The sequence below is a fragment of the Micromonospora sp. NPDC051543 genome (genome assembly GCF_044454415.1).
GTDB lineage: Bacteria > Actinomycetota > Actinomycetes > Mycobacteriales > Micromonosporaceae > Micromonospora.
The window spans coordinates 50,106-72,075 of the sequence record NZ_JBITDT010000020.1; the positions used below are offsets into that span (position 1 = coordinate 50,106).

Annotated in this window: 23 protein-coding genes; all 23 read left to right on the forward strand. The window is 67.9% G+C overall.

All coding sequences use genetic code 11. From position 1 onward, the window contains the following. The first annotated feature begins 588 nt into the window (after positions 1–588). The 23 genes from ACIA3K_RS27990 (at position 589) to ACIA3K_RS28100 (ending at position 21,855) form a co-directional block, all read left to right on the forward strand. On the forward strand, positions 589–4,020 hold the full coding sequence (locus ACIA3K_RS27990; RefSeq protein WP_396804628.1) for a DNA-directed RNA polymerase subunit beta: 3,432 nt from the start codon (positions 589–591) through the stop codon (positions 4,018–4,020). 78 nt (positions 4,021–4,098) lie between these two features. After that, positions 4,099–7,986, forward strand: a complete 3,888-nt coding sequence (locus ACIA3K_RS27995) for a DNA-directed RNA polymerase subunit beta' (protein WP_355050767.1) — start codon at positions 4,099–4,101, stop codon at positions 7,984–7,986. 93 nt (positions 7,987–8,079) lie between these two features. Further along, positions 8,080–8,448 carry a hypothetical protein gene (locus ACIA3K_RS28000; protein ID WP_355050766.1) on the forward strand — a complete coding sequence of 123 codons (369 nt, stop codon included), beginning with the start codon at positions 8,080–8,082 and terminating at the stop codon, positions 8,446–8,448. Positions 8,449–9,281: 833 nt separating this feature from the next. Next, the gene (locus ACIA3K_RS28005; RefSeq protein WP_396804629.1) at positions 9,282–9,653 is read left to right on the forward strand and encodes a hypothetical protein; all 372 of its coding nucleotides are present in this window, start codon (positions 9,282–9,284) and stop codon (positions 9,651–9,653) included. A 500-nt stretch (positions 9,654–10,153) separates the two neighbouring features. Continuing rightward, positions 10,154–10,528 carry a 30S ribosomal protein S12 gene (gene rpsL, locus ACIA3K_RS28010; protein ID WP_007465318.1) on the forward strand — a complete coding sequence of 125 codons (375 nt, stop codon included), beginning with the start codon at positions 10,154–10,156 and terminating at the stop codon, positions 10,526–10,528. Position 10,529: 1 nt separating this feature from the next. Further along, positions 10,530–11,000: a 30S ribosomal protein S7 gene (rpsG, locus tag ACIA3K_RS28015; RefSeq protein ID WP_007465317.1), complete on the forward strand. Its 471-nt coding sequence runs from the start codon at positions 10,530–10,532 to the stop codon at positions 10,998–11,000. Positions 11,001–11,077: 77 nt separating this feature from the next. Next, the gene (gene fusA, locus ACIA3K_RS28020; RefSeq protein ID WP_396804630.1) at positions 11,078–13,174 is read left to right on the forward strand and encodes an elongation factor G; all 2,097 of its coding nucleotides are present in this window, start codon (positions 11,078–11,080) and stop codon (positions 13,172–13,174) included. A gap of 213 nt (positions 13,175–13,387) precedes the next feature. Beyond that, positions 13,388–14,581, forward strand: a complete 1,194-nt coding sequence (gene tuf, locus ACIA3K_RS28025; RefSeq protein ID WP_355050763.1) for an elongation factor Tu — start codon at positions 13,388–13,390, stop codon at positions 14,579–14,581. 350 nt (positions 14,582–14,931) lie between these two features. Next, positions 14,932–15,240, forward strand: a complete 309-nt coding sequence (gene rpsJ / locus ACIA3K_RS28030; protein WP_007073037.1) for a 30S ribosomal protein S10 — start codon at positions 14,932–14,934, stop codon at positions 15,238–15,240. A gap of 11 nt (positions 15,241–15,251) precedes the next feature. After that, positions 15,252–15,917 (forward strand): 50S ribosomal protein L3, encoded by a 666-nt coding sequence (gene rplC / locus ACIA3K_RS28035; RefSeq protein WP_355050762.1) that lies wholly within the window; start codon positions 15,252–15,254, stop codon positions 15,915–15,917. Beyond that, positions 15,914–16,564: a 50S ribosomal protein L4 gene (gene rplD / locus ACIA3K_RS28040; protein ID WP_396804631.1), complete on the forward strand. Its 651-nt coding sequence runs from the start codon at positions 15,914–15,916 to the stop codon at positions 16,562–16,564. Before rplC ends, rplD begins: the two co-directional genes overlap by 4 nt. Next, positions 16,561–16,863 carry a 50S ribosomal protein L23 gene (gene rplW / locus ACIA3K_RS28045; RefSeq protein WP_088998352.1) on the forward strand — a complete coding sequence of 101 codons (303 nt, stop codon included), beginning with the start codon at positions 16,561–16,563 and terminating at the stop codon, positions 16,861–16,863. Before rplD ends, rplW begins: the two co-directional genes overlap by 4 nt. 12 nt (positions 16,864–16,875) lie before the next feature. Next, a complete protein-coding gene (rplB, locus tag ACIA3K_RS28050; protein ID WP_355050760.1) occupies positions 16,876–17,715 on the forward strand; it encodes a 50S ribosomal protein L2 in 840 nt (279 codons plus the stop codon). A 12-nt stretch (positions 17,716–17,727) separates the two neighbouring features. Then, positions 17,728–18,009, forward strand: a complete 282-nt coding sequence (gene rpsS / locus ACIA3K_RS28055) for a 30S ribosomal protein S19 (protein WP_007465299.1) — start codon at positions 17,728–17,730, stop codon at positions 18,007–18,009. Positions 18,010–18,051: 42 nt separating this feature from the next. Further along, complete coding sequence (gene rplV / locus ACIA3K_RS28060) at positions 18,052–18,510, forward strand: 50S ribosomal protein L22 (protein ID WP_089018943.1); 459 nt, start codon at positions 18,052–18,054, stop codon at positions 18,508–18,510. Beyond that, positions 18,510–19,379 carry a 30S ribosomal protein S3 gene (gene rpsC / locus ACIA3K_RS28065; RefSeq protein WP_091402401.1) on the forward strand — a complete coding sequence of 290 codons (870 nt, stop codon included), beginning with the start codon at positions 18,510–18,512 and terminating at the stop codon, positions 19,377–19,379. Before rplV ends, rpsC begins: the two co-directional genes overlap by 1 nt. 3 nt (positions 19,380–19,382) lie before the next feature. Then, the gene (gene rplP, locus ACIA3K_RS28070; RefSeq protein WP_073834927.1) at positions 19,383–19,808 is read left to right on the forward strand and encodes a 50S ribosomal protein L16; all 426 of its coding nucleotides are present in this window, start codon (positions 19,383–19,385) and stop codon (positions 19,806–19,808) included. Further along, positions 19,808–20,044, forward strand: a complete 237-nt coding sequence (rpmC, locus tag ACIA3K_RS28075; RefSeq protein WP_007465283.1) for a 50S ribosomal protein L29 — start codon at positions 19,808–19,810, stop codon at positions 20,042–20,044. Before rplP ends, rpmC begins: the two co-directional genes overlap by 1 nt. Further along, entirely contained in the window at positions 20,041–20,319 is a 279-nt protein-coding gene (gene rpsQ, locus ACIA3K_RS28080) for a 30S ribosomal protein S17 (RefSeq protein WP_355050759.1), read from the forward strand. The genes rpmC and rpsQ overlap by 4 nt, the downstream gene beginning before the upstream one ends. A gap of 97 nt (positions 20,320–20,416) precedes the next feature. After that, positions 20,417–20,785, forward strand: a complete 369-nt coding sequence (rplN, locus tag ACIA3K_RS28085) for a 50S ribosomal protein L14 (RefSeq protein ID WP_007073026.1) — start codon at positions 20,417–20,419, stop codon at positions 20,783–20,785. Then, complete coding sequence (gene rplX, locus ACIA3K_RS28090) at positions 20,782–21,102, forward strand: 50S ribosomal protein L24 (RefSeq protein ID WP_007465276.1); 321 nt, start codon at positions 20,782–20,784, stop codon at positions 21,100–21,102. Before rplN ends, rplX begins: the two co-directional genes overlap by 4 nt. After that, positions 21,102–21,668, forward strand: a complete 567-nt coding sequence (rplE, locus tag ACIA3K_RS28095) for a 50S ribosomal protein L5 (protein ID WP_355050758.1) — start codon at positions 21,102–21,104, stop codon at positions 21,666–21,668. The genes rplX and rplE overlap by 1 nt, the downstream gene beginning before the upstream one ends. A 1-nt stretch (position 21,669) precedes the next feature. Beyond that, the gene (locus ACIA3K_RS28100; protein WP_007073023.1) at positions 21,670–21,855 is read left to right on the forward strand and encodes a type Z 30S ribosomal protein S14; all 186 of its coding nucleotides are present in this window, start codon (positions 21,670–21,672) and stop codon (positions 21,853–21,855) included. Positions 21,856–21,970: the final 115 nt, after the last annotated feature.

A 21,970-nucleotide genomic window follows, 5' to 3' on the forward strand; every position in this document is an offset into this window, starting at 1 on the left:
TTGGACCCCATCATTTCACCTGAGCACCACCGGGGGGTCCCCGGCTGGGTTCGGTGGCACTGGGGGGGGGGGGGGGGGGGGTTTACCCCACCGGCAACCCCCCCCGCCGTGTTTCGTGGACCGGGCGACAACCGTTCTGAGCTGGGCGCCGATGGTCGGCGCCGAATCATCCGCACGAACGACCGGATCCTCCTCAGGTGGGAAAGAACCGACGACCCGGATACCGGCCCTTGACGCGGCCCCGGCCAGCCAGGCACCCTGACACCAGCAAGACACCGCGCTTGCGACGGCCACGATGTGGGTAATGACAGCGACGGCACCATCGGTCGCGGTCACCCGAGCGGCCCTGTGGGGAGTTGCGTTCTGAGCGGCCCGGCAGACCCCGGTGAACGGGGGCCGAGGAGCGTTCCGCAAACGACCTGCGGGGTGGGCTGGACAGCGGTTAGCCTCTCGGCTACACTGCTAGTTTGCGCTGCCTTCCGACTTGACCCCTGCTCGGAAATGTCCGTTTACGGATAATTCTGGTGGGGTCATTGGAGTGCACGCGTACCAGCCGTTCTGCAGCACCGGTCCTCGGAAGGACGCATCTTGGCAGCTTCCCGCCCTGCGAAGACCAGTCGTACGTCGAGCGCATTCGCTCCCCGCCGAGTTTCATTCGGCAGGATCACCGAACACCTCGAGGTCCCCAACCTCCTTGCCATCCAGAACGAGTCCTTCGACTGGCTCGTCGGCAACGAGGCTTGGCAGGGCCGGTCGGCGGACGACCCGCACGCACGCTCGGGTCTCGCGGAGATCCTTGAAGAGATCAGTCCCATTGAGGACTTCTCCGGCACCATGTCGCTCTCCTTCTCGGCGCCGCGCTTCGACGAGGTCAAGGCCTCGATCGAGGAGTGCAAGGAGAAGGACCTGACCTACTGCGCTCCGCTCTTCGTGACCGCGGAGTTCACCAACAACACCACCGGCGAGATCAAGAGCCAGACGGTGTTCATGGGTGACTTCCCGATGATGACGCCCAAGGGCACCTTCGTCATCAACGGCACCGAGCGCGTCGTGGTCAGCCAGCTCGTCCGGTCCCCGGGCGTGTACTTCGACAAGCAGCCGGACAAGACCTCCGACCGCGACCTCTCCAGCGTCAAGGTCATCCCGAGTCGGGGTGCCTGGCTGGAGTTCGACATTGACAAGCGCGACACGGTCGGCGTACGTATCGACCGTAAGCGCCGGCAGGCCGTCACGGTCCTGCTCAAGGCCATCGGATGGTCGGCCGAGCGGATCCGTGAGAAGTTCGGCTGGTCCGAGCTGATGATGACCACGCTCGAGAAGGACCACATCGCCGGCGCCGACGAGGCCCTGCTAGACATCTACCGCAAGCTGCGCCCTGGCGAGCCGCCGACGCGCGAGAACGCCCAGACCCTGCTCGACAACCTCTTCTTCAACCCGAAGAGGTACGACGTGGCCAAGGTCGGGCGCTACAAGTTCAACAAGAAGCTCGAAGTGAACGTGCCGATCACCACCGGCACGCTGACCGAGGACGACATCGTCGCCACCGTGGAGTACCTCTGCCGGCTGCACGCCGGTGAGGATGGCTACGAGGCCGACGACATCGACCACTTCGGCAACCGGCGCCTGCGCACCGTGGGTGAGCTGATCCAGAACCAGGTTCGGGTCGGTCTCTCCCGCATGGAGCGGGTCGTCCGCGAGCGGATGACCACGCAGGACGTCGAGGCGATCACGCCGCAGACCCTGATCAACATCCGCCCGGTGGTGGCGGCGATCAAGGAGTTCTTCGGTACGTCGCAGCTGTCCCAGTTCATGGACCAGACCAACCCGCTGGCGGGCCTGACCCACCGGCGTCGGCTGAGCGCGCTCGGCCCGGGTGGTCTGTCCCGGGAGCGGGCCGGCTTCGAGGTCCGCGACGTGCACCCGTCCCACTACGGCCGGATGTGCCCGATCGAGACGCCGGAAGGCCCGAACATCGGCCTGATCGGCGCCCTGTCCACCTTCGCCCGGGTCAACCCGTTCGGCTTCATCGAGACGCCGTACCGGAAGGTCGTCGAGGGTCGGGTCACCGACCAGATCGACTACCTGACCGCGGACGAGGAGGACCGGTTCGTCAAGGCCCAGGCCAACGCGCGCCTGAAGGCTGACGGCACGTTCGCCGAGGACCGGGTGCTTTGCCGTCGTAAGGGCGGCGAGACCGAGGACGTCGTCCCCGGCGCCGTCGACTACATGGACGTCTCGCCCCGGCAGATGACCTCGGTCGCGACCGCCATGATCCCGTTCCTCGAGCACGACGACGCCAACCGGGCACTGATGGGCGCGAACATGCAGCGCCAGGCGGTGCCGCTGGTCAAGGCCGAGGCGCCGCTCGTGGGTACGGGCATGGAGTACCGGGCCGCGGTCGACGCCGGCGACGTGGTGGTCGCCGAGGTCGGCGGCGTGATCGAGGATCTCTGCGCCGACTACGTCACCATCCACCAGGATGACGGCCACCGCCGGACGTACCTGCTGCACAAGTTCCGCCGCTCCAACGCCGGCTCCTGCGTCAACCAGAAGCCGGTCGTCTTCGAGGGCGACCGCGTCGAGGCCGGTCAGGTCATCGCCGACGGTCCCTGCACCGACGAGGGCGAGATGGCACTCGGGCGCAACCTGCTGGTGGCGTTCATGTGCTGGGAGGGCCACAACTACGAGGACGCGATCATCCTGTCGCAGCGCCTCGTGCAGCAGGACGTGCTCACCTCGATCCACATCGAGGAGCACGAGGTCGACGCCCGGGACACCAAGCTCGGCCCGGAGGAGATCACCCGCGACATCCCGAACGTCAGCGAGGAAATGCTCGCCGACCTCGACGAGCGCGGCATCATCCGGATCGGCGCCGAGGTCGTCCCCGGCGACATCCTGGTCGGCAAGGTCACGCCCAAGGGTGAGACCGAGCTGACCCCGGAGGAGCGGCTGCTCCGCGCGATCTTCGGTGAGAAGGCGCGTGAGGTTCGGGACACCTCGCTGAAGGTGCCGCACGGCGAGACCGGCACGGTCATCGGTGTGCGCACGTTCTCCCGCGAGGACGGCGACGAGTTGCCGCCGGGCGTCAACGAGCTGGTCCGGGTCTACGTCGCCCAGAAGCGCAAGATCCAGGACGGTGACAAGCTCGCCGGCCGGCACGGCAACAAGGGCGTCATCTCCAAGATCCTCCCGGTCGAGGACATGCCGTTCCTCGAGGACGGCACCCCGGTCGACATCGTGCTCAACCCGCTCGGTGTGCCGAGCCGGATGAACATCGGCCAGGTCCTGGAGACCCACCTCGGGTGGGTGGCCAAGACCGGGTGGAAGGTCGAGGGCGACGACGCCGAGTGGAAGCGCCAGCTGCGCTCCATCGACGCGCACGAGTCCGAGGGTGACACCAACGTGGCCACCCCGGTCTTCGACGGTGCCCGCGAGGAGGAGATCTCCGGTCTGCTCGAGTCGACCCTGCCCAACCGGGACGGCAAGCAGCTGATCGGGCGCACCGGTAAGGCGCAGCTGTTCGACGGTCGTTCCGGTGAGCCTCTGCCGGACCCGATCGCGGTCGGCTACGTCTACATCCTGAAGCTCAACCACCTGGTCGACGACAAGATCCACGCTCGGTCGACCGGTCCGTACTCGATGATCACGCAGCAGCCGCTGGGTGGTAAGGCGCAGTTCGGTGGTCAGCGCTTCGGTGAGATGGAGTGCTGGGCGATGCAGGCGTACGGCGCCGCGTACGCCCTGCAGGAGCTGCTCACGATCAAGTCCGACGACGTGCTCGGCCGGGTGAAGGTCTACGAGGCCATCGTCAAGGGCGAGAACATCCCGGAGCCGGGCATCCCGGAGTCGTTCAAGGTGCTGCTCAAGGAGCTGCAGTCGCTGTGCCTCAACGTTGAGGTGCTGTCCAGCGACGGTGTGGCCCTGGAGATGCGCGAGACCGACGACGAGGTGTTCCGGGCCGCGGAGGAGCTGGGCATCGACCTGTCCCGGCGCGAGCCGAGCTCGGTCGAAGAGGTGTAAGTGGTGCGGGTCGGGGGCCTTCGGGCCCCCGACCTCCGCCCGTGATCTAGCTGTAAAGACGACGACATAGGGGACATAGTGCTCGACGTCAACTTCTTCGACGAGCTGCGCATTGGTCTCGCCACCGCCGACGACATCCGTCAGTGGTCGCACGGCGAGGTCAAGAAGCCTGAGACCATCAACTACCGCACCCTGAAGCCGGAGAAGGACGGGCTCTTCTGCGAGAAGATCTTCGGTCCGCAGCGGGACTGGGAGTGCTACTGCGGTAAGTACAAGCGCGTCCGGTTCAAGGGCATCATCTGCGAGCGCTGCGGCGTCGAGGTGACCCGCTCCAAGGTTCGTCGTGAGCGGATGGGGCACATCGAGCTCGCCGCTCCGGTGACCCACATCTGGTACTTCAAGGGCGTCCCGAGCCGGCTGGGCTACCTGCTGGACCTCGCCCCCAAGGACCTCGAAAAGATCATCTACTTCGCCTCGTACGTCGTGACGAGCGTGGACGCGGAGTCGCGTCACCGTGACCTCTCGACGATCGAGAACGAGATCCTGGCCGAGAAGCGGCAGTCCGAGAACAGCCGCGACTCGGAGATCGAGAAGCGGGCCGCCAAGCTCGAGGCCGACCTGGCCGAGCTGGAGGCCGAGGGTGCCAAGGCGGACGTCCGGCGCAAGGTCAAGGAGGGCGGAGAGCGCGAGATGCGCCAGATCCGCGACCGGGCCCAGCGCGAGATCGACCGCCTGGACGAGGTGCTGGACACCTTCCGCAAGCTGGAGCCGAAGCAGCTGGTCACCGACGAGCTGCTCTACCGCGAGCTGCGCGACCGGTTCGGTGAGTACTTCACCGGCTCGATGGGCGCGGAGGCCATCAAGGCGCTGGTCCAGAACATGGACCTCGACGCCGAGGCCGAGAGCCTGCGCGAGACCATCCGGTCCGGCAAGGGCCAGCGGAAGATCCGGGCGCTCAAGCGGCTCAAGGTCGTCGCGGCGTTCCTGAACACCCGCAACTCGCCGCTCGGCATGGTGCTGGACTGCGTCCCGGTCATCCCGCCGGACCTGCGCCCGATGGTGCAGCTCGACGGTGGTCGGTTCGCGACCTCGGACCTCAACGACCTGTACCGCCGCGTGATCAACCGGAACAACCGCCTCAAGCGGCTGATCGACCTCGGCGCGCCCGAGATCATCGTCAACAACGAGAAGCGGATGCTCCAGGAGGCCGTCGACGCGCTGTTCGACAACGGTCGTCGTGGCCGGCCGGTCACCGGTCCGGGTAACCGCCCGCTCAAGTCGCTGTCCGACATGCTCAAGGGCAAGCAGGGCCGGTTCCGCCAGAACCTGCTGGGCAAGCGCGTCGACTACTCCGGCCGTTCGGTCATCGTGGTCGGCCCGAAGCTCAAGCTGCACCAGTGCGGCCTGCCCAAGCAGATGGCCCTGGAGTTGTTCAAGCCGTTCGTCATGAAGCGGCTGGTCGACCTCAACCACGCGCAGAACATCAAGTCCGCCAAGCGGATGGTCGAGCGTCAGCGCCCGGTCGTGTGGGACGTGCTGGAAGAGGTCATCGGCGAGCACCCGGTGCTGCTCAACCGGGCGCCGACCCTGCACCGTCTGGGCATCCAGGCGTTCGAGCCGCAGCTGGTCGAGGGCAAGGCCATCCAGATCCACCCGCTGGTCTGCACCGCGTTCAACGCGGACTTCGACGGTGACCAGATGGCGGTGCACGTGCCGCTGTCCGCCGAGGCCCAGGCCGAGGCGCGGATCCTGATGCTGTCGTCGAACAACATCCTCAAGCCGGCCGACGGCAAGCCGGTCACCATGCCCACCCAGGACATGGTCATCGGCCTGTACCACCTCACCCACCTCACCGCCGGTGAGAAGGGCGAGGGCCGGGCGTTCAGCTCGGATGCCGAGGCGCGGATGGCGTTCGACAACGGCGAGCTGCACCTGCAGGCTCCGGTGAAGATCCGCCTGCGGAACGTGATCGGTGTCGACAACGGCGCCGGCGCTGAGGCGTGGACCGCTCCGGAGGGCTGGGTCGAGGGTGAGCCGCTGACCGTGGAGACCACCCTCGGTCGGGTGCTGTTCAACGAGACGCTGCCGCAGGGCTACCGCTTCGTGAACTACGAGATCCGCAAGGGTCAGCTCTCCGCGATCGTCAACGACCTCGCCGAGCGCTTCCCCAAGGTGGCTCTCGCGGCCACCCTGGACGGGCTCAAGGAGGCCGGCTTCCACTGGGCCACCTGGTCCGGCGTGACGATCGGCATGGAGGACGTCATCGCCCCGCCGCGCAAGGCGGAGATCCTGGCGAAGTACGAGAAGGAAGCCGACCGGATCGACAAGCAGTACCAGCGTGGTCTGATGACCGCCGAGGAGCGTCGCGGCGAACTCATCGAGATCTGGACCAAGGCGACCAACGAGGTCGCCAAGGAGATGGACACCGCGCTGCCGCAGGAGAACCCACTGTGGAAGATGATCAATTCGGGTGCTCGCGGTAACCTGCTCCAGCTCCGGCAGATCGCGGCGATCCGTGGTCTGGTGGCCAACCCGAAGGGTGAGATCATCCCGCGGCCGATCAAGGCCAGCTACCGGGAGGGTCTGTCCGTGCTGGAGTACTTCATCTCCACGCACGGTGCCCGTAAGGGTCTCGCCGACACCGCGCTGCGGACCGCCGACTCGGGTTACCTGACCCGTCGTCTGGTGGACGTCTCCCAGGACGTCATCATCCGCGAGGAGGACTGCGGCACCGACCGGGCGATCCCGATGCAGATCGGCGAGAAGCTCGACGGCAAGCTCGTCGTCCACACCCACGCCGAGACCAGCGTGCACGCCCGGACCCTGGCCGACGACATCAAGGGGCCGGACGGCACCGTGGTGGCCGAGCGCGGCCAGGACATCAACTCCATCGGGGTCGACAAGATCGTCGCCGCTGGCGTGGAGACGGTCCGGGTGCGCAGCGTGCTCACCTGCGAGTCGAAGCTGGGCGTCTGCGCGGCCTGCTACGGCCGTTCGCTGCCGACCGGCAAGTCGGTCGACATCGGTGAGGCCGTCGGCATCATCGCCGCCCAGTCCATCGGTGAGCCGGGTACGCAGCTGACGATGCGTACCTTCCACACCGGTGGTGTCGCGGGTGAGGACATCACCCAGGGTCTGCCGCGTGTGCAGGAAATCTTCGAGGCCCGGGTCCCGAAGGGTAAGGCGCCCATCGCCGACACCCCCGGCCGGATCCGCATCGAGGACGGCGAGCGCTCGCGGAAGATCATCGTGGTGCCGGACGACGGCAGCGACGAGATCGTGTACGACAAGATCTCGAAGCGCGTCAAGCTCCGGACCCACGACGGCGGCCACGTCGCGGTCGGCGAGAAGCTGACCGAGGGCACCATCGACCCGCACGAGCTTCTGCGGATCATGGGTCCGCGGGCGGTCCAGGTCCACCTGACCAGTGAGGTCCAGGAGGTCTACCGCTCGCAGGGTGTGCTCATCCACGACAAGCACATCGAGATCATCATCCGCCAGATGCTCAAGCGGGTGACGGTCATCGACTCCGGCTCGACCGAGTTCCTGCCGGGCGTGCTCGTCGACCGGGCGCTGTTCGAGTCGGAGAACCGCCGACTCGTGTCGGAGGGTGGCGAGCCCGCCGCCGGCCGTCCGGTGCTGATGGGTATCACCAAGGCCTCGCTGGCCACCGACTCCTGGCTCTCCGCGGCCTCCTTCCAGGAGACCACGCGGGTGCTGACCGACGCTGCGATCAACTCGCGCAGCGACTCGCTGGTCGGCCTCAAGGAGAACGTGATCATCGGTAAGCTCATCCCGGCCGGTACGGGCATCAGCAAGTACCGCAACGTCCGGGTCGAGCCGACCGAGGAGGCCAAGGCCAAGGTCTACTCGATGACCGGTTACCCGGAGACGGACTACGGGTTCGGGCCGGCCAGTGGGCAGGCTGTGCCGCTGGACGACTTCGACTTCGGGTCGTACCGCTAAGCACGAGACAACGACGAGGCCCCCGGCATCCGCCGGGGGCCTCGTCGTTCCCGGACCGCCCTGCCAGCGGACGGGGTTGGGCATGATGGAGGCATGACGACCGCATCCGGGCAGGTGTCCGTCGCCTCTTCGGGCCTACGCCACCCGCTCGACCCGGATCCGGCTCGTGCCACCAAGGCGCGGGCGGTCTTCGCGCTGGGGTTGCTCGGCATGCTGACCGGGCTGTTCATCGGCGGGGTGGTGCCCGCGACGGTGGCGCTCCAGCTGGCCCGGCAGGCCCGCCGGGAGGCGTACGCCTCGGGGGGTTTCCTGACCGGAAGCGTCTGGCTGCGGCGGGGGGAGCGGATGGCCTGGACCGGCCTGGCGCTGGTCGCGGTCAGCGTGGTCGTCGTCGTGGTGATCGGCGTGGTCCGGCTGGCGGGCACGCCGTTCGGCCACGACTACCCCTCGAACATGGACTGAGGCATGCGGCGACCGCGCCCGGCGCGGACGGCGCCGCCCTCGGCGGTAGCCTGGCCGGTGTCCGCCGCGCGCGCTGGCGGCCCTGTCGACAGGAGGATTTCGTGACGGAACCGGCGCGGCCCCCGGCGGACGAACCAGCCGGGCATCCTGACGTGCCGGCTCCGGGCGCGACTCCCGGGTCGCCGGCTCCCGGCGTGGCCTCCTCCGCGCCGGCTCCGGACGCGGCTCCCTCGGGATCAGCTGTCGATGCCACCTCCGGCCCGAATCCGACCGCGACGTCTTTCGCGGGCGTCGGGTCACCTGCCTCCTCGGACACCGATCCCACCGTGCCGGCGTCGAGCACGTCGTCCGCACCGGTTTCGGATTTCGGGCCGATGCCCTCGGCGCGGAGTGAGTGGGCGCAACCGGAGGCGGGCGGACACCCGGCCCCAACGACCGGTGCCCCGGTTGCGGGTCCGCCGTCGTCGTCGGGCTGGGGTCCGCCGCCCTCGCCCGCCTGGGGTCCGCCCACGGCGGAGTGGGGCGGGGGCTTCCCGCCCGGATACCAGCAGCCCCACCCTGCCTCCGGTACGCCGGTGCCGTACGGCTGGGCCCAACCGCCGTCGGGGCCCGCCGCCGCACACGGGTGGGGGCAGCCGCCGTCCGGACCGGGCGCGCCGGCCGGTTGGGGCCACCCAGCGTCGGGACCGCCCGGCTGGGGGCAGCCCTCGTCCGGGCCGGGCGCCTGGGGGCAGCCGGCGCCAGCGCACTTCCCCGCCTGGGGTACGGCCGCCGCCCGGCCGGTGCCGCCGCCCACCGATGATCAGCGGAGGCCGCCGAAGCGGGTTGAGGCGGTGCCCGGTACCCCGTTCGGGGTGGTGCACCTGGACGTGCCGCCGGTGACCGCCGGCCTGGCGACCGGATCGCTGGTGGCCGGCATCGCGTCGATCCTGGTCTCGCTGCTGGTGATCTGCGTCGGTGTGGCCTTCGGTGCCCGTGGGGGAGTGTGGGTCTCGGGCGCCTTCACGGTGCTGGGGGTGCTGGCGGGGTTGGCGGCGGTCGTCACCGGCCTGCTGGGCCAGCGACAGATCCGCCGGGTGGCCGCGCCGTCGGCGGTGCGGTTCACCGGTCGGGGGCTCGCGGTGGCCGGCGTCAGCTGCGGCGCGGCGGGTGCCCTGTTGAGCCTGTTGGGTCTGGGGCTGGGGTTGCTGATCAGTCTGACGTGACAGGGGCGCCCGAGACGGATTCGTGGATCGGGTCGTGCCGGGGGCCTGCCCGGGGCCGACGGGTGCTTCAGCGGGGAAGCCGGTACACTTGTGTTCGTAGGTGCCCATCGCGGGTGCTGAGGCGGGACGCGATCCGGCCGGCGACGGGTGAGACGTTCGCCGACCCATTCCGTTTTGACCTGGGCGGCTGTGGTAGGTACTCTTTCCCCTTGTGCCCGGGCGTGCCCGGGCAACTCGTGCGTGCGCTGGTTCCGGAGTCCGGACGGCGGCACGACAAGCCAAAGATCCGGAGCGGGGCGATCCGCGTGCCGGTGACAAAAACCCGGTACGCCCGCGAAAGCGTCCGCACCGGGACCGTGAGCTGGGCGACACGCCCGACCGCGGGTGCCGGGGCCTCCGCAAGGTGGCCCTGGTCGGAATGTAGGAGAGCCGGTCATCAGGCTGGCTAACGAGCAGACGGCGCGGCCGCGGACAGCGGCCGAAGGGAGCGGAGAAACCCGGTGCCCACCATTCAGCAGTTGGTCCGAAAGGGCCGTCAGGCCAAGACGACCAAGACCAAGACCCCTGCGCTCAAGGGGTCTCCCCAGCGGCGCGGCGTGTGCACCCGCGTGTACACCACCACCCCCAAGAAGCCGAACTCGGCGCTGCGCAAGGTCGCTCGTGTCAAGCTCAGCAGCCAGATCGAGGTAACCGCGTACATCCCGGGTGTCGGCCACAACCTGCAGGAGCACTCGATCGTGCTCGTGCGTGGCGGTCGTGTGAAGGACCTCCCCGGCGTGCGTTACAAGATCGTCCGCGGCTCGCTGGACACCCAGGGTGTCCGCAACCGCAAGCAGGCGCGCAGCCGTTACGGCGCGAAGAAGGAGAAGAGCTGACATGCCGCGTAAGGGACCCGCTCCGCGGCGGCCACTGGTCGCTGACCCGGTGTACAACTCGCCGCTGGTCACCCAGCTGGTGAACAAGATCCTCCTTCGCGGCAAGCGTCAGCTCGCCGAGTCGATCGTGTACGCGGCCCTCGAGGGCTGCCGCGAGAAGTCCGGCACCGACCCGGTCGTCACCCTCAAGCGGGCGATGGACAACGTCAAGCCGACCCTCGAGGTGCGCAGCCGTCGTGTCGGTGGCGCCACCTACCAGGTGCCGGTCGAGGTGCGCCCCACCCGGGCGACCACGCTGGGCCTGCGCTGGCTGGTGACCTACTCCCGCGCCCGTCGCGAGAAGACCATGGTCGAGCGGCTGATGAACGAGCTGCTGGACGCGAGCAACGGCCTCGGTGCCGCCGTCAAGCGGCGCGAGGACACGCACAAGATGGCCGAGTCCAACAAGGCCTTCGCGCACTACCGCTGGTAACACCTGAGGTTCCGGCGCCCACTCGGGCGCCGGAACCGCCACCAGTTGAGTCGAGACGACGATAAGTAGGGATTGAAGTGGCCGCCGCAGACGCGCTCGCCAACGTACGCAACATCGGCATCATGGCGCACATCGATGCCGGTAAGACCACGACCACCGAGCGAATCCTGTTCTACACCGGCATCACGTACAAGATCGGTGAGGTCCACGAGGGCGCTGCCGTCATGGACTGGATGGAGCAGGAGCAGGAGCGTGGTATCACCATCACCTCCGCTGCCACCAAGTGTGAGTGGAAGGGCCACACGATCCAGATCATCGACACGCCTGGCCACGTCGACTTCACGGTCGAGGTCGAGCGGTCGCTGCGTGTCCTGGATGGTGCGGTCGCGGTCTACGACGGTGTCGCCGGCGTCGAGCCGCAGACGGAGAACGTCTGGCGGCAGGCCGACAAGTACAACGTCCCGCGGATGTGCTTCGTCAACAAGCTCGACCGGACCGGTGCCGACTTCTTCCGCTGCGTGCAGATGATGATCGACCGGCTCAACGCCACCCCGCTGGTGCTCCAGATCCCGATCGGGCTCGAGGGCGACCACATCGGTGTCGTCGACCTGATCGGCATGCGCGCCCTCACCTGGCGCGGGGAGACCCAGAAGGGTGAGGACTACGCGATCGAGGAGATCCCGGCCGAGCTGGCCGACTCCGCGGCCGAGTGGCGCGAGAAGCTGATGGAGACCCTCGCCGACGTCGACGACTCGGTGATGGAGAAGTACCTGGAAGGCGAGGAGGTCTCCGTCGAGGAGATCAAGGCCGCCATCCGGCGTGCCACCATCGCCGGCAAGGCCAACCCGGTGCTGTGCGGCTCGGCGTTCAAGAACAAGGGCGTCCAGCCCATGCTCGACGCCGTGGTCGACTTCCTGCCGTCGCCGCTGGACGTTCCGGCGATCGAGGGTACGGCCACCGACGGTGAGACCCCGCTGCTGCGCAAGCCGTCCAACTCGGAGCCCTTCTCCGGTCTGGCCTTCAAGATCCAGACGGACAAGCACCTGGGCAAGCTCACCTACGTGCGCGTCTACTCCGGCACGCTCGACTCCGGCTCCCAGGTGGTCAACTCCACCAAGGACCGCAAGGAGCGCATCGGCAAGATCTACCAGATGCACGCCAACAAGCGTGAAGAGCGTCCGTCGGCGCAGGCCGGCGACATCATCGCCGTGCAGGGTCTCAAGCAGACCACCACCGGCGACACGCTCTCCGACCCGGCGAACCCGGTCATCCTGGAGTCGATGACCTTCCCGGAGCCGGTCATCTCGGTGGCGATCGAGCCGAAGACCAAGTCCGACCAGGAGAAGCTGGGCACGGCCATCCAGCGCCTGGCCGAGGAGGACCCGACCTTCCGCGTCCAGCTGGACGAGGAGACCGGTCAGACGGTCATCTCCGGCATGGGTGAGCTGCACCTGGACATCCTGGTCGACCGGATGCGCCGCGAGTTCAACGTCGAGGCCAACGTCGGCAAGCCGCAGGTGGCGTACCGCGAGACCATCCGCCGCAAGGTGGACAAGGTCGAGTACACCCACAAGAAGCAGACCGGTGGTTCCGGCCAGTACGCCCGCGTGATCGTGAGCGTCGAGCCGCTGCCGCTGGACAACGACTCGCCGACCTACGAGTTCGCCAACGCCGTCAGCGGCGGTCGCATCCCGCGGGAGTTCATCCCGTCGGTCGACGCCGGTGCGCAGGACGCCATGCAGTACGGCATCCTCGCGGGCTTCCCGCTCGTCGGTGTGAAGCTGACGCTGCTGGATGGTCAGTACCACGAGGTCGACTCGTCGGAAATGGCATTCAAGATCGCCGGCTCGATGGTGATGAAGGACGCGGCCCGCAAGGCCGATCCCGCGTTGCTCGAGCCGATGATGGCCGTTGAGGTCACCACTCCTGAGGAGAACATGGGTGACGTCATCGGTGACCTCAACTCCCGCCGCGGCATCATCCAGGCGATGGAGGAGCGCAGCGGCGCCCGCATCGTGAGGGCTCTGGTGCCGTTGTCGGAGATGTTCGGCTACGTCGGCGACCTGCGGTCGAAGACCCAGGGCCGGGCTAGCTACAGCATGCAGTTCGACTCCTACGCGGAGGTTCCGCAGAGCGTCGCGAAGGAGATCATCGCGAAGGCAACGGGCGAGTAACTGCCCCGAGCAGGTGATTCGTGGTCGGTCGCGGGTGACTCAACCCGCCCGCGGCCACCACGATCGGATCGCGTGAGACCGGGCCTGTAGGCTTCATCGCCGCAGAACCCACAAAGGCTCTCCGGCCGTCAGGCCGGAAAGGCTGTCGACAGAGTCCTAAGCGCCGACCGGCGCGCCGGGCGTACGAACCAAGAAGTCCACAGGAGGACACCAGTGGCGAAGGCTAAGTTCGAGCGGACTAAGCCGCACGTCAACATCGGCACCATTGGTCACATCGACCACGGTAAGACGACGCTGACGGCGGCCATCACCAAGGTCCTGCACGACCAGTACCCGGACCTGAACCCGTACACGCCGTTCGACGAGATCGACAAGGCGCCGGAGGAGAAGGCCCGCGGCATCACGATCTCGATCGCGCACGTCGAGTACCAGACCGAGTCGCGGCACTACGCGCACGTGGACTGCCCCGGCCACGCGGACTACATCAAGAACATGATCACCGGTGCCGCGCAGATGGACGGCGCGATCCTGGTGGTCGCGGCGACCGACGGCCCGATGCCGCAGACCCGTGAGCACGTGCTGCTCGCGCGTCAGGTTGGCGTGCCGTACATCGTCGTGGCGCTCAACAAGAGCGACATGGTCGACGACGAGGAGCTCCTGGAGCTCGTCGAGCTCGAGGTCCGCGAGCTGCTCTCCTCGCAGGAGTACCCGGGTGACGACCTGCCGGTCGTCCGGGTTTCGGCGCTGAAGGCCCTCGAGGGTGACCCCGAGTGGACCGGCAAGCTCCTGGACCTGATGACCGCGGTCGACACCGCGATCCCGCAGCCGGAGCGCGAGACCGAGAAGCCGTTCCTCATGCCCATCGAGGACGTCTTCACGATCACCGGTCGTGGCACCGTCGTCACCGGTCGCGCCGAGCGCGGCATCCTCAAGCCGAACGAGGAGGTGGAGATCGTCGGTATCCGCGAGAAGTCGCAGAAGACGGTCTGCACCGGTATCGAGATGTTCCGCAAGCTGCTCGACGAGGCCCGCGCGGGCGAGAACGTCGGTCTGCTGCTGCGTGGCATCAAGCGCGAGGACGTCGAGCGCGGCATGGTGGTCGTCAAGCCGGGCACCACGACCCCGCACACGGAGTTCGAGGCGACGGTCTACATCCTCTCCAAGGAGGAGGGCGGCCGGCACACCCCGTTCTTCCAGAACTACCGCCCGCAGTTCTACTTCCGGACCACGGACGTCACCGGTGTCGTCACCCTCCCCGAGGGCACCGAGATGGTCATGCCGGGTGACAACACCACCATGTCGGTGAAGCTGATCCAGCCCATCGCCATGGAGGAGAACCTCAAGTTCGCGATCCGCGAGGGTGGCCGCACCGTCGGCGCCGGGTTCGTCACCAAGATCCAGAAGTGACCTGGGTAACCCCGATTAGACCCGCCGCCGGTCGTGCGGCATACTAGTCAGGTTGCGTAACGACAGTTCGTCGCCTGTGTTCGGCTTTCGCTGAACCTCCGGGTGGCGAGACAGTCGAGCGTAGGGTGGTTGGCGGCCCAGTCGCCAACCACCCTCGCACGGCGTTCAGGTCGCGGTAGTGCGATCGACGCCTTGACCCACCGCGCGGTCAGCACCACTCCGGAACCTCGGGGCGGAGCCTGGCCCGAGGGCGCGACACGCCCGACCGCGGGGGTCGGCGAAGTGGGCCTGTGCCAGCCGGTACAGGCGCCCGCAACACAGCGGCATCGAGAGAAGGAACAGAAGCCACCATGGCGGGACAGAAGATCCGCATCCGGCTCAAGGCCTATGACCACGAGGTCGTCGACTCCTCGGCTCGGAAGATCGTCGAGACGGTGACGCGTACCGGGGCGCAGGTCGCGGGCCCGGTGCCGCTGCCCACGGAGATCAACCGTTTCTGCGTTATCCGCTCGCCGCACAAGTACAAGGACTCGCGCGAGCACTTCGAGATGCGCACGCACAAGCGGCTGATCGACATCATCGACCCGACCCCGAAGACGGTCGACTCGCTCATGCGCCTCGACCTGCCGGCTGGCGTCGACATCGAGATCAAGCTGTAGGGACCGGACAAATGGACAGGCAAGTCAAGGGGATCCTGGGCGCCAAGCTCGGCATGACCCAGGTCTGGGACAACAACAAGGTTGTTCCCGTGACCGTGGTCGAGGCCGGCCCGTGCGTCATCAGCCAGGTTCGTAGCGCCGAGAAGGACGGTTACTCCGCGGTCCAGCTGGCGTACGGCACGATCGACCCGCGCAAGGTGAAGAAGCCGGTCAGCGGGCACTACGCGAAGGCGGACGTGGCGCCGCGCCGGCACATCGTCGAGCTGCGCACCACGGACGCGTCGGAGTACTCGCTCGGCCAGGAGGTCACGGTCGAGGAGTTCCCGGCGGGCGTCACGATCGACGTCACCGGCAAGACCAAGGGCAAGGGCTACGCCGGCCCGATGAAGCGGCACGGCTTCCACGGTCTGCGCGCCAGCCACGGTGTCGAGCGCAAGCACCGCTCGCCCGGCTCCATCGGCGCCTGCGCCACCCCGGGTCGTGTCTTCAAGGGCACCCGGATGGCCGGCCGCATGGGTGGCGTTCGCTACACCGTGCAGAACCTCACCGTCCAGGCGGTCGACACCGAGAACAACCTGCTGCTCGTCCGGGGTGCCATTCCTGGTCCCAAGGGCGCGCTCGTTCTGGTCCGTACCGCGGCCAAGAGCAAGGTGAAGAAGGGCGGTGCGGCCAAGTGACCACCGTTGACGTGCGCACCGTCGAAGGCACCACCAGCGGCTCGGTCGAGCTGCCGGCGGACATCTTCGACGTGCAGGCCAACGTCGCGCTGATGCACCAGGTCGTGGTGGCCCAGCTCGCGGCGGCCCGACAGGGCACGCACAAGGCCAAGACCCGCGGCGAGGTCGCCGGTGGCGGCAAGAAGCCGTACAAGCAGAAGGGCACCGGTCGCGCCCGGCAGGGCTCGATCCGCGCGCCGCAGTTCGCCGGCGGTGGCGTGGTGCACGGTCCCGTGCCGCGCGACTACAGCCAGCGGACCCCGAAGAAGATGAAGGCCGCCGCGCTCCGCGGTGCCCTCTCCGACCGGGCCCGCGCCGGGCAGGTGCACGTCGTCGAGGCGTTCGTCTCGGGCGAGAAGCCGTCGACCAAGGCCGCTCTGGCCACGCTTGCCAAGCTCACCGAGGCCCGTCGGGTCCTGGTCGTGCTGAGCAGCACCGACGAGCTGAACTGGGTGTCGCTGCGCAACGAGTCGCGGGTGCACCTGATCGAGTCCGGCCAGCTGAACACGTACGACGTGCTGGTGGCCGACGACGTGGTCTTCACCAAGGACGCCCTGGACGAGTTCCTGGGCGTGCCCGCCGAGACCACCGAGGAGGGTGGCAAGTGAGCACGATCGCCGACCCGCGCGACATCATCGTGGCGCCGGTCGTCTCGGAGAAGAGCTACAGCGAGCTGAACCGGAACTGGTACACCTTCCTGGTGCACCCGGACGCGAACAAGACCGAGATCAAGATCGCTATCCAGCAGATCTTCGACGTCCGCGTCCTGACGGTCAACACGCTCAACCGCCAGGGTAAGCGCAAGCGCACCAAGACCGGCTTCGGTCAGCGCAAGGCGACCAAGCGGGCGATCGTGAAGCTGGCTGACGGTGACCGTATCGAGGCCTTCGGCGGCCCGGTCAGCTGAGGGGTGTAGACAATGGCTATCCGTAAGTACAAGCCGACGACGCCGGGCCGTCGTGGCTCCAGCGTCGCCGACTTCGCCGAGATCACCCGGTCCACGCCGGAGAAGTCGCTGCTGGCTCCGCTGCCGAAGAAGGGCGGGCGTAACGCCCACGGCCGGATCACCACGCGGCACCACGGTGGCGGTCACAAGCGCCAGTACCGTCTGATCGACTTCAAGCGGGTCGACAAGGACGGCGTGCCGGCGAAGGTCGCCCACATCGAGTACGACCCGAACCGCACCGCGCGCATCGCGCTGCTGCACTACGCCGACGGCGAGAAGCGGTACATCATCGCGCCGAAGGACATGAAGCAGGGCGACCGTGTCGAGTCCGGTCCGGGCGCCGACATCAAGCCGGGTAACAACCTGCCGCTGCGCAACATCCCGGTCGGTACGACGATCCACAACGTGGAGCTGCGTCCGGGCGGCGGGGCCAAGCTGGCCCGTTCCGCCGGCGTCGGCATCCAGCTGCTCGGCCGCGAGGGCGTGTACGCGACCCTGCGTATGCCGTCCGGCGAGATCCGGCGGGTGGACGTGCGCTGCCGCGCCAGCATCGGCGAGATCGGCAACGCCGACCAGTCGAACATCAACTGGGGTAAGGCCGGCCGTATGCGGTGGAAGGGCAAGCGCCCGACCGTCCGTGGTGTCGCCATGAACCCGGTCGACCACCCGCACGGTGGTGGTGAGGGTAAGACCTCCGGTGGTCGCCACCCGGTCAACCCGCAGGGTAAGCCCGAGGGCCGCACCCGCCGTAAGGGCCAGGCGAGCGACAAGCTGATCGTCCGCCGCCGCTACGCCACGCGTAAGCGCGGCTGAGGGAGATAAGACATGCCTCGCAGCCTGAAGAAGGGCCCGTTCGTCGACGACCACCTGCTCAAGAAGGTGGAAGTTCAGAACGACAAGGGCTCCAAGAACGTGATCAAGACCTGGTCGCGGCGCTCGACGATCATCCCCGAGATGCTCGGGCACACGATCGCCGTGCACGACGGACGCAAGCACGTCCCGGTGTTCGTGACCGAGGCGATGGTCGGGCACAAGCTCGGCGAGTTCGCGCTGACCCGCACCTTCAAGGGTCACGAGAAGGACGACCGGAAGAGCCGTCGGCGCTGACGCCGCCAGGCATACGGATAGAGGGAACAAGGGGTTACAGCGATGCCAGGAAAGGGCGACGCTCCGGTGCTTCCGGGCGCGCGGGCGGTTGCGCGGCACGTGCGCATCTCGCCGATGAAGGCGCGCCGGGTGGTCAACCTCGTCCGCGGCCTGCCCGCGAAGGAGGCGCTCACGGTGCTGCAGTTCGCGCCGCAGGCTGCGAGCGAGCAGGTGTACAAGGTGCTCGCTAGCGCGATCGCCAACGCGGAGAACAACGAGCGGCTGGACCCCGACGCGCTGCTCGTCAGCGAGGCGTTCGTGGACGAGGGCCCGACGATGAAGCGGTTCCAGCCGCGGGCGCAGGGTCGGGCGTACCGGATCCGCAAGCGCACCTGCCACATCACCGTGGCGGTCGAGGCGGTCGCGCCGGCAGCGCCGAGGAAGGCCGCGGCGAAGAAGGCCGCCCCGGCCACGCAGGCCGCACCGGCCGAAGCGCAGAGCAAGACGGAGGACGCCGAGTAATGGGTCAGAAGGTTCACCCCACTGGGTTCCGGCTCGGCATCTCGACCGACTGGAAGTCCCGCTGGTTCGCGGACAAGCTCTACAAGGACTACATCGGCGAGGATGTCAAGATCCGCCGCATGATGTCCAAGGGCCTCGAGCGTGCCGGGATCTCCAAGGTCGACATCGAGCGCACCCGCGACCGCGTCCGCGTCGACATCCACACCGCCCGGCCGGGCATCGTCATCGGCCGTAAGGGTGCGGAGGCCGACCGGATCCGCGGCGAGCTGGAGAAGCTCACCGGCAAGCAGGTCCAGCTGAACATCATCGAGGTGAAGAACCCCGAGTCGGACGCTCAGCTCGTCGCGCAGGGCGTGGCCGAGCAGCTGTCCAGCCGGGTCAGCTTCCGTCGGGCGATGCGCAAGGCCATGCAGTCGGCCATGAAGAACCCGGTCTGCAAGGGCATCCGGGTTCAGGTTTCGGGCCGCCTCGGCGGCGCCGAGATGAGCCGGACCGAGTTCTACCGTGAGGGCCGGGTTCCGCTGCACACGCTGCGGGCCAACATCGAGTACGGCTTCTTCGAGGCCCGTACCACGTTCGGTCGGATCGGCGTGAAGGTCTGGATCTACAAGGGCGACGCCGTCCCGGGCCGGGAGGCTCCGGCCGAGGCCGGTCCGTCCCGCCCGCGTCGTGGTGAGCGCGGCGACCGTCCCGAGCGTCCGCGCCGTGGCCGGTCGGGTTCGTCCGGCACCACGGCTGGTGGCACCGAGGCCGGTCGGGCTGCTGCGACCACCATCGCGCAGCAGGCCGAGACGCCGAGCGGCGAGCCGGTCGACAGCGCTGCTGTCGCCGCCACTGCTGCTCCGGCAGAAACGCAGCAGGAGGGCTGACAGATGCTGATGCCGCGCAAGCCCCCGAAGGGCTTCCGCAAGCCGCACCACCCGGACCGCCACGGCGCGTCCAAGGGTGGTAACCGGGTGGTGTTCGGCGAGTTCGGGATCCAGGCTCTCGAGCCGGCGTACGTGACCAACCGCCAGATCGAGTCGGCGCGTATCGCGATGACCCGTCACATCAAGCGTGGCGGCAAGGTCTGGATCACGATCTTCCCGGACCAGGCCCTCACCAAGAAGCCTGCCGAGACCCGGATGGGTTCCGGTAAGGGTTCGCCGGAGTGGTGGGTCGCCAACGTCAAGCCGGGACGGGTTCTCTTCGAGATGTCGTTCCCCAACGAGCAGATCGCGCGTGAGGCCATGCGTCGCGCGATCCACAAGCTCCCGATGAAGTGCCGCATTGTTACGCGCGAAGTGGGTGAATCCTGATGGCAGCGGGCGTTAAGGCGACCGAGCTGCGTGAGCTCTCCGAGGAGGAGCTGGTCACGAAGCTGCGGGAGGCCAAGGCGGAGCTGTTCAACCTCCGCGTGCAGGCCGCAACCGGGCAGCTGGACAACAACCGGCGGCTGCAGGTCATCCGTCGGGAGATCGCCCGGATCTACACGATCATGCGCGAGCGCGAGCTGGGGCTCTCGGCCGCGCCGACTGAGGTGACTGCATCATGACCGAGAACACCACCGCTGACGCCACCCGCGCGCGCCGCAAGGTCCGCGAGGGCCTGGTGGTCAGCGACAAGATGGACAAGACCGTCGTGGTCGAGGTCGAGGACCGGGTTCGGCACGCGTTGTACGGCAAGATCATGCGTCGTACGAGCAAGCTGAAGGTGCACGACGAGCAGAACGCCGCTGGCACCGGCGACCGGGTCCTGATCATGGAGACCCGGCCGCTGAGCGCCACCAAGCGTTGGCGGATCGTGGAGATCCTGGAAAAGGCCAAGTAGCGAAGGCTCGAGCTCGCCCGGCGTTGCGTCGGGCGTTGGTTCCGCCAGGCTCCGGCCGCCACGGCGGCCGGAGAACCGGCAGACATAGGAGATAGACGTGATTCAGCAGGAGTCGCGACTGCGCGTCGCCGACAACACGGGTGCTCGGGAGATCCTGTGCATCCGGGTTCTCGGTGGCTCCGGTCGGCGCTACGCGAGCATCGGCGACGTCATCGTGGCCACGGTCAAGGACGCGATCCCGGGTGCCGGTGTGAAGAAGGGCGACGTCGTCAAGGCGGTCGTCGTTCGCACGGCCAAGGAGAAGCGGCGGCCGGACGGCTCGTACATCCGCTTCGACGAGAACGCCGCCGTCATCATCAAGGACGGCGGGGACCCGCGTGGAACCCGTATCTTCGGCCCGGTGGGCCGGGAGTTGCGGGACAAGCGGTTCATGAAGATCATTTCCCTCGCGCCGGAGGTGTTGTGACCGTGAAGGTCAAGAAGGGCGACACGGTCGTCGTCATCGCCGGCAAGGACAAGGGTGCCAAGGGCAAGGTCATCGCGGCCTACCCGCGGCAGGACAAGGTCCTGGTCGAGGGCGTGAACCGGGTCAAGAAGCACACCCGCATCAGCACCACCCAGCGTGGCGCCAAGACCGGCGGCATCGTCACCCAGGAGGCCCCGATCCACGTCTCGAACGTGCAGGTCCTGGACTCCGACGGCAAGCCGACCCGCGTCGGTTACCGGATCGACGACAACGGCCAGAAGGTCCGCATCGCGCGTAGCACCGGTAAGGACCTGTGATGACCACGGCTACCGAAAAGACCATGCCGCGCCTCAAGGAGCGGTACCGCAACGAGATCGTGGCCCAGCTGCGTGAGCAGAACAGCTACGGCAACCCCATGCAGGTGCCGCGGCTGGTCAAGATCGTCGTCAACATGGGTGTCGGCGAGGCCGCTCGCGACGCCAAGCTGATCGACGGCGCGGTCCGCGACCTCGCCACGATCACCGGCCAGAAGCCGCAGGTGCGGCGGGCGACCAAGTCCATCGCGCAGTTCAAGCTCCGCGAGGGCATGCCGATCGGCGCGAAGGTGACCCTCCGCGGCGACCGCATGTGGGAGTTCCTGGACCGGCTGCTCTCCATCGCGCTGCCGCGTATCCGCGACTTCCGCGGTCTGGACGGGCGCAAGCTGGACGGGCACGGCAACTACACGTTCGGTCTGACCGAGCAGTCGGTGTTCCACGAGATCGACCAGGACCGGATCGATCGCCAGCGGGGCATGGACATCACGGTGGTCACCACCGCCACGACCGACGACGAGGGCCGGGCGCTGCTCAAGCTCCTGGGCTTCCCGTTCAAGGAGAACTGAGATGGCCAAGAAGGCGCTGATCCTCAAGGCGGCCGCGAAGCCGAAGTTCTCGGTTCGCGCGTACACCCGCTGCCAGCGGTGCGGGCGTCCGAAGGCGGTCTACCGCAAGTTCGGGCTCTGCCGGGTCTGCATCCGGGAGATGGCCCACCGCGGTGAACTGCCGGGTGTGTCCAAGGCTTCCTGGTAAGGGCGACCGCGTCCCGGCTCCGGCCGGGAACTCCTGCACCGATTAGGTATTGCTCTTCGCCGTAGGCCCGGGGCTGATGCCCCGGGAACCCCGGCGAGAAAGGCTGACGAAATCC

Bases quoted from the DNA above. Each gene is read 5' to 3' on its own strand.
- rpsJ (WP_007073037.1), top strand. From the start codon at position 14,932: ATGGCGGGACAGAAGATCCGCATCCGGCTCAAGGCCTATGACCACGAG.
- rpsG (WP_007465317.1), top strand. From the start codon at position 10,530: ATGCCGCGTAAGGGACCCGCTCCGCGGCGGCCACTGGTCGCTGACCCG.
- rpsQ (WP_355050759.1), top strand. From the start codon at position 20,041: ATGACCGAGAACACCACCGCTGACGCCACCCGCGCGCGCCGCAAGGTC.
- rplC (WP_355050762.1), top strand. From the start codon at position 15,252: ATGGACAGGCAAGTCAAGGGGATCCTGGGCGCCAAGCTCGGCATGACC.
- rplP (WP_073834927.1), top strand. From the start codon at position 19,383: ATGCTGATGCCGCGCAAGCCCCCGAAGGGCTTCCGCAAGCCGCACCAC.
- rplB (WP_355050760.1), top strand. From the start codon at position 16,876: ATGGCTATCCGTAAGTACAAGCCGACGACGCCGGGCCGTCGTGGCTCC.
- rpmC (WP_007465283.1), top strand. From the start codon at position 19,808: ATGGCAGCGGGCGTTAAGGCGACCGAGCTGCGTGAGCTCTCCGAGGAG.
- rpsS (WP_007465299.1), top strand. From the start codon at position 17,728: ATGCCTCGCAGCCTGAAGAAGGGCCCGTTCGTCGACGACCACCTGCTC.
- ACIA3K_RS28100 (WP_007073023.1), top strand. From the start codon at position 21,670: ATGGCCAAGAAGGCGCTGATCCTCAAGGCGGCCGCGAAGCCGAAGTTC.
- rplE (WP_355050758.1), top strand. From the start codon at position 21,102: ATGACCACGGCTACCGAAAAGACCATGCCGCGCCTCAAGGAGCGGTAC.
- rpsC (WP_091402401.1), top strand. From the start codon at position 18,510: ATGGGTCAGAAGGTTCACCCCACTGGGTTCCGGCTCGGCATCTCGACC.
- rplV (WP_089018943.1), top strand. From the start codon at position 18,052: ATGCCAGGAAAGGGCGACGCTCCGGTGCTTCCGGGCGCGCGGGCGGTT.
- ACIA3K_RS28000 (WP_355050766.1), top strand. From the start codon at position 8,080: ATGACGACCGCATCCGGGCAGGTGTCCGTCGCCTCTTCGGGCCTACGC.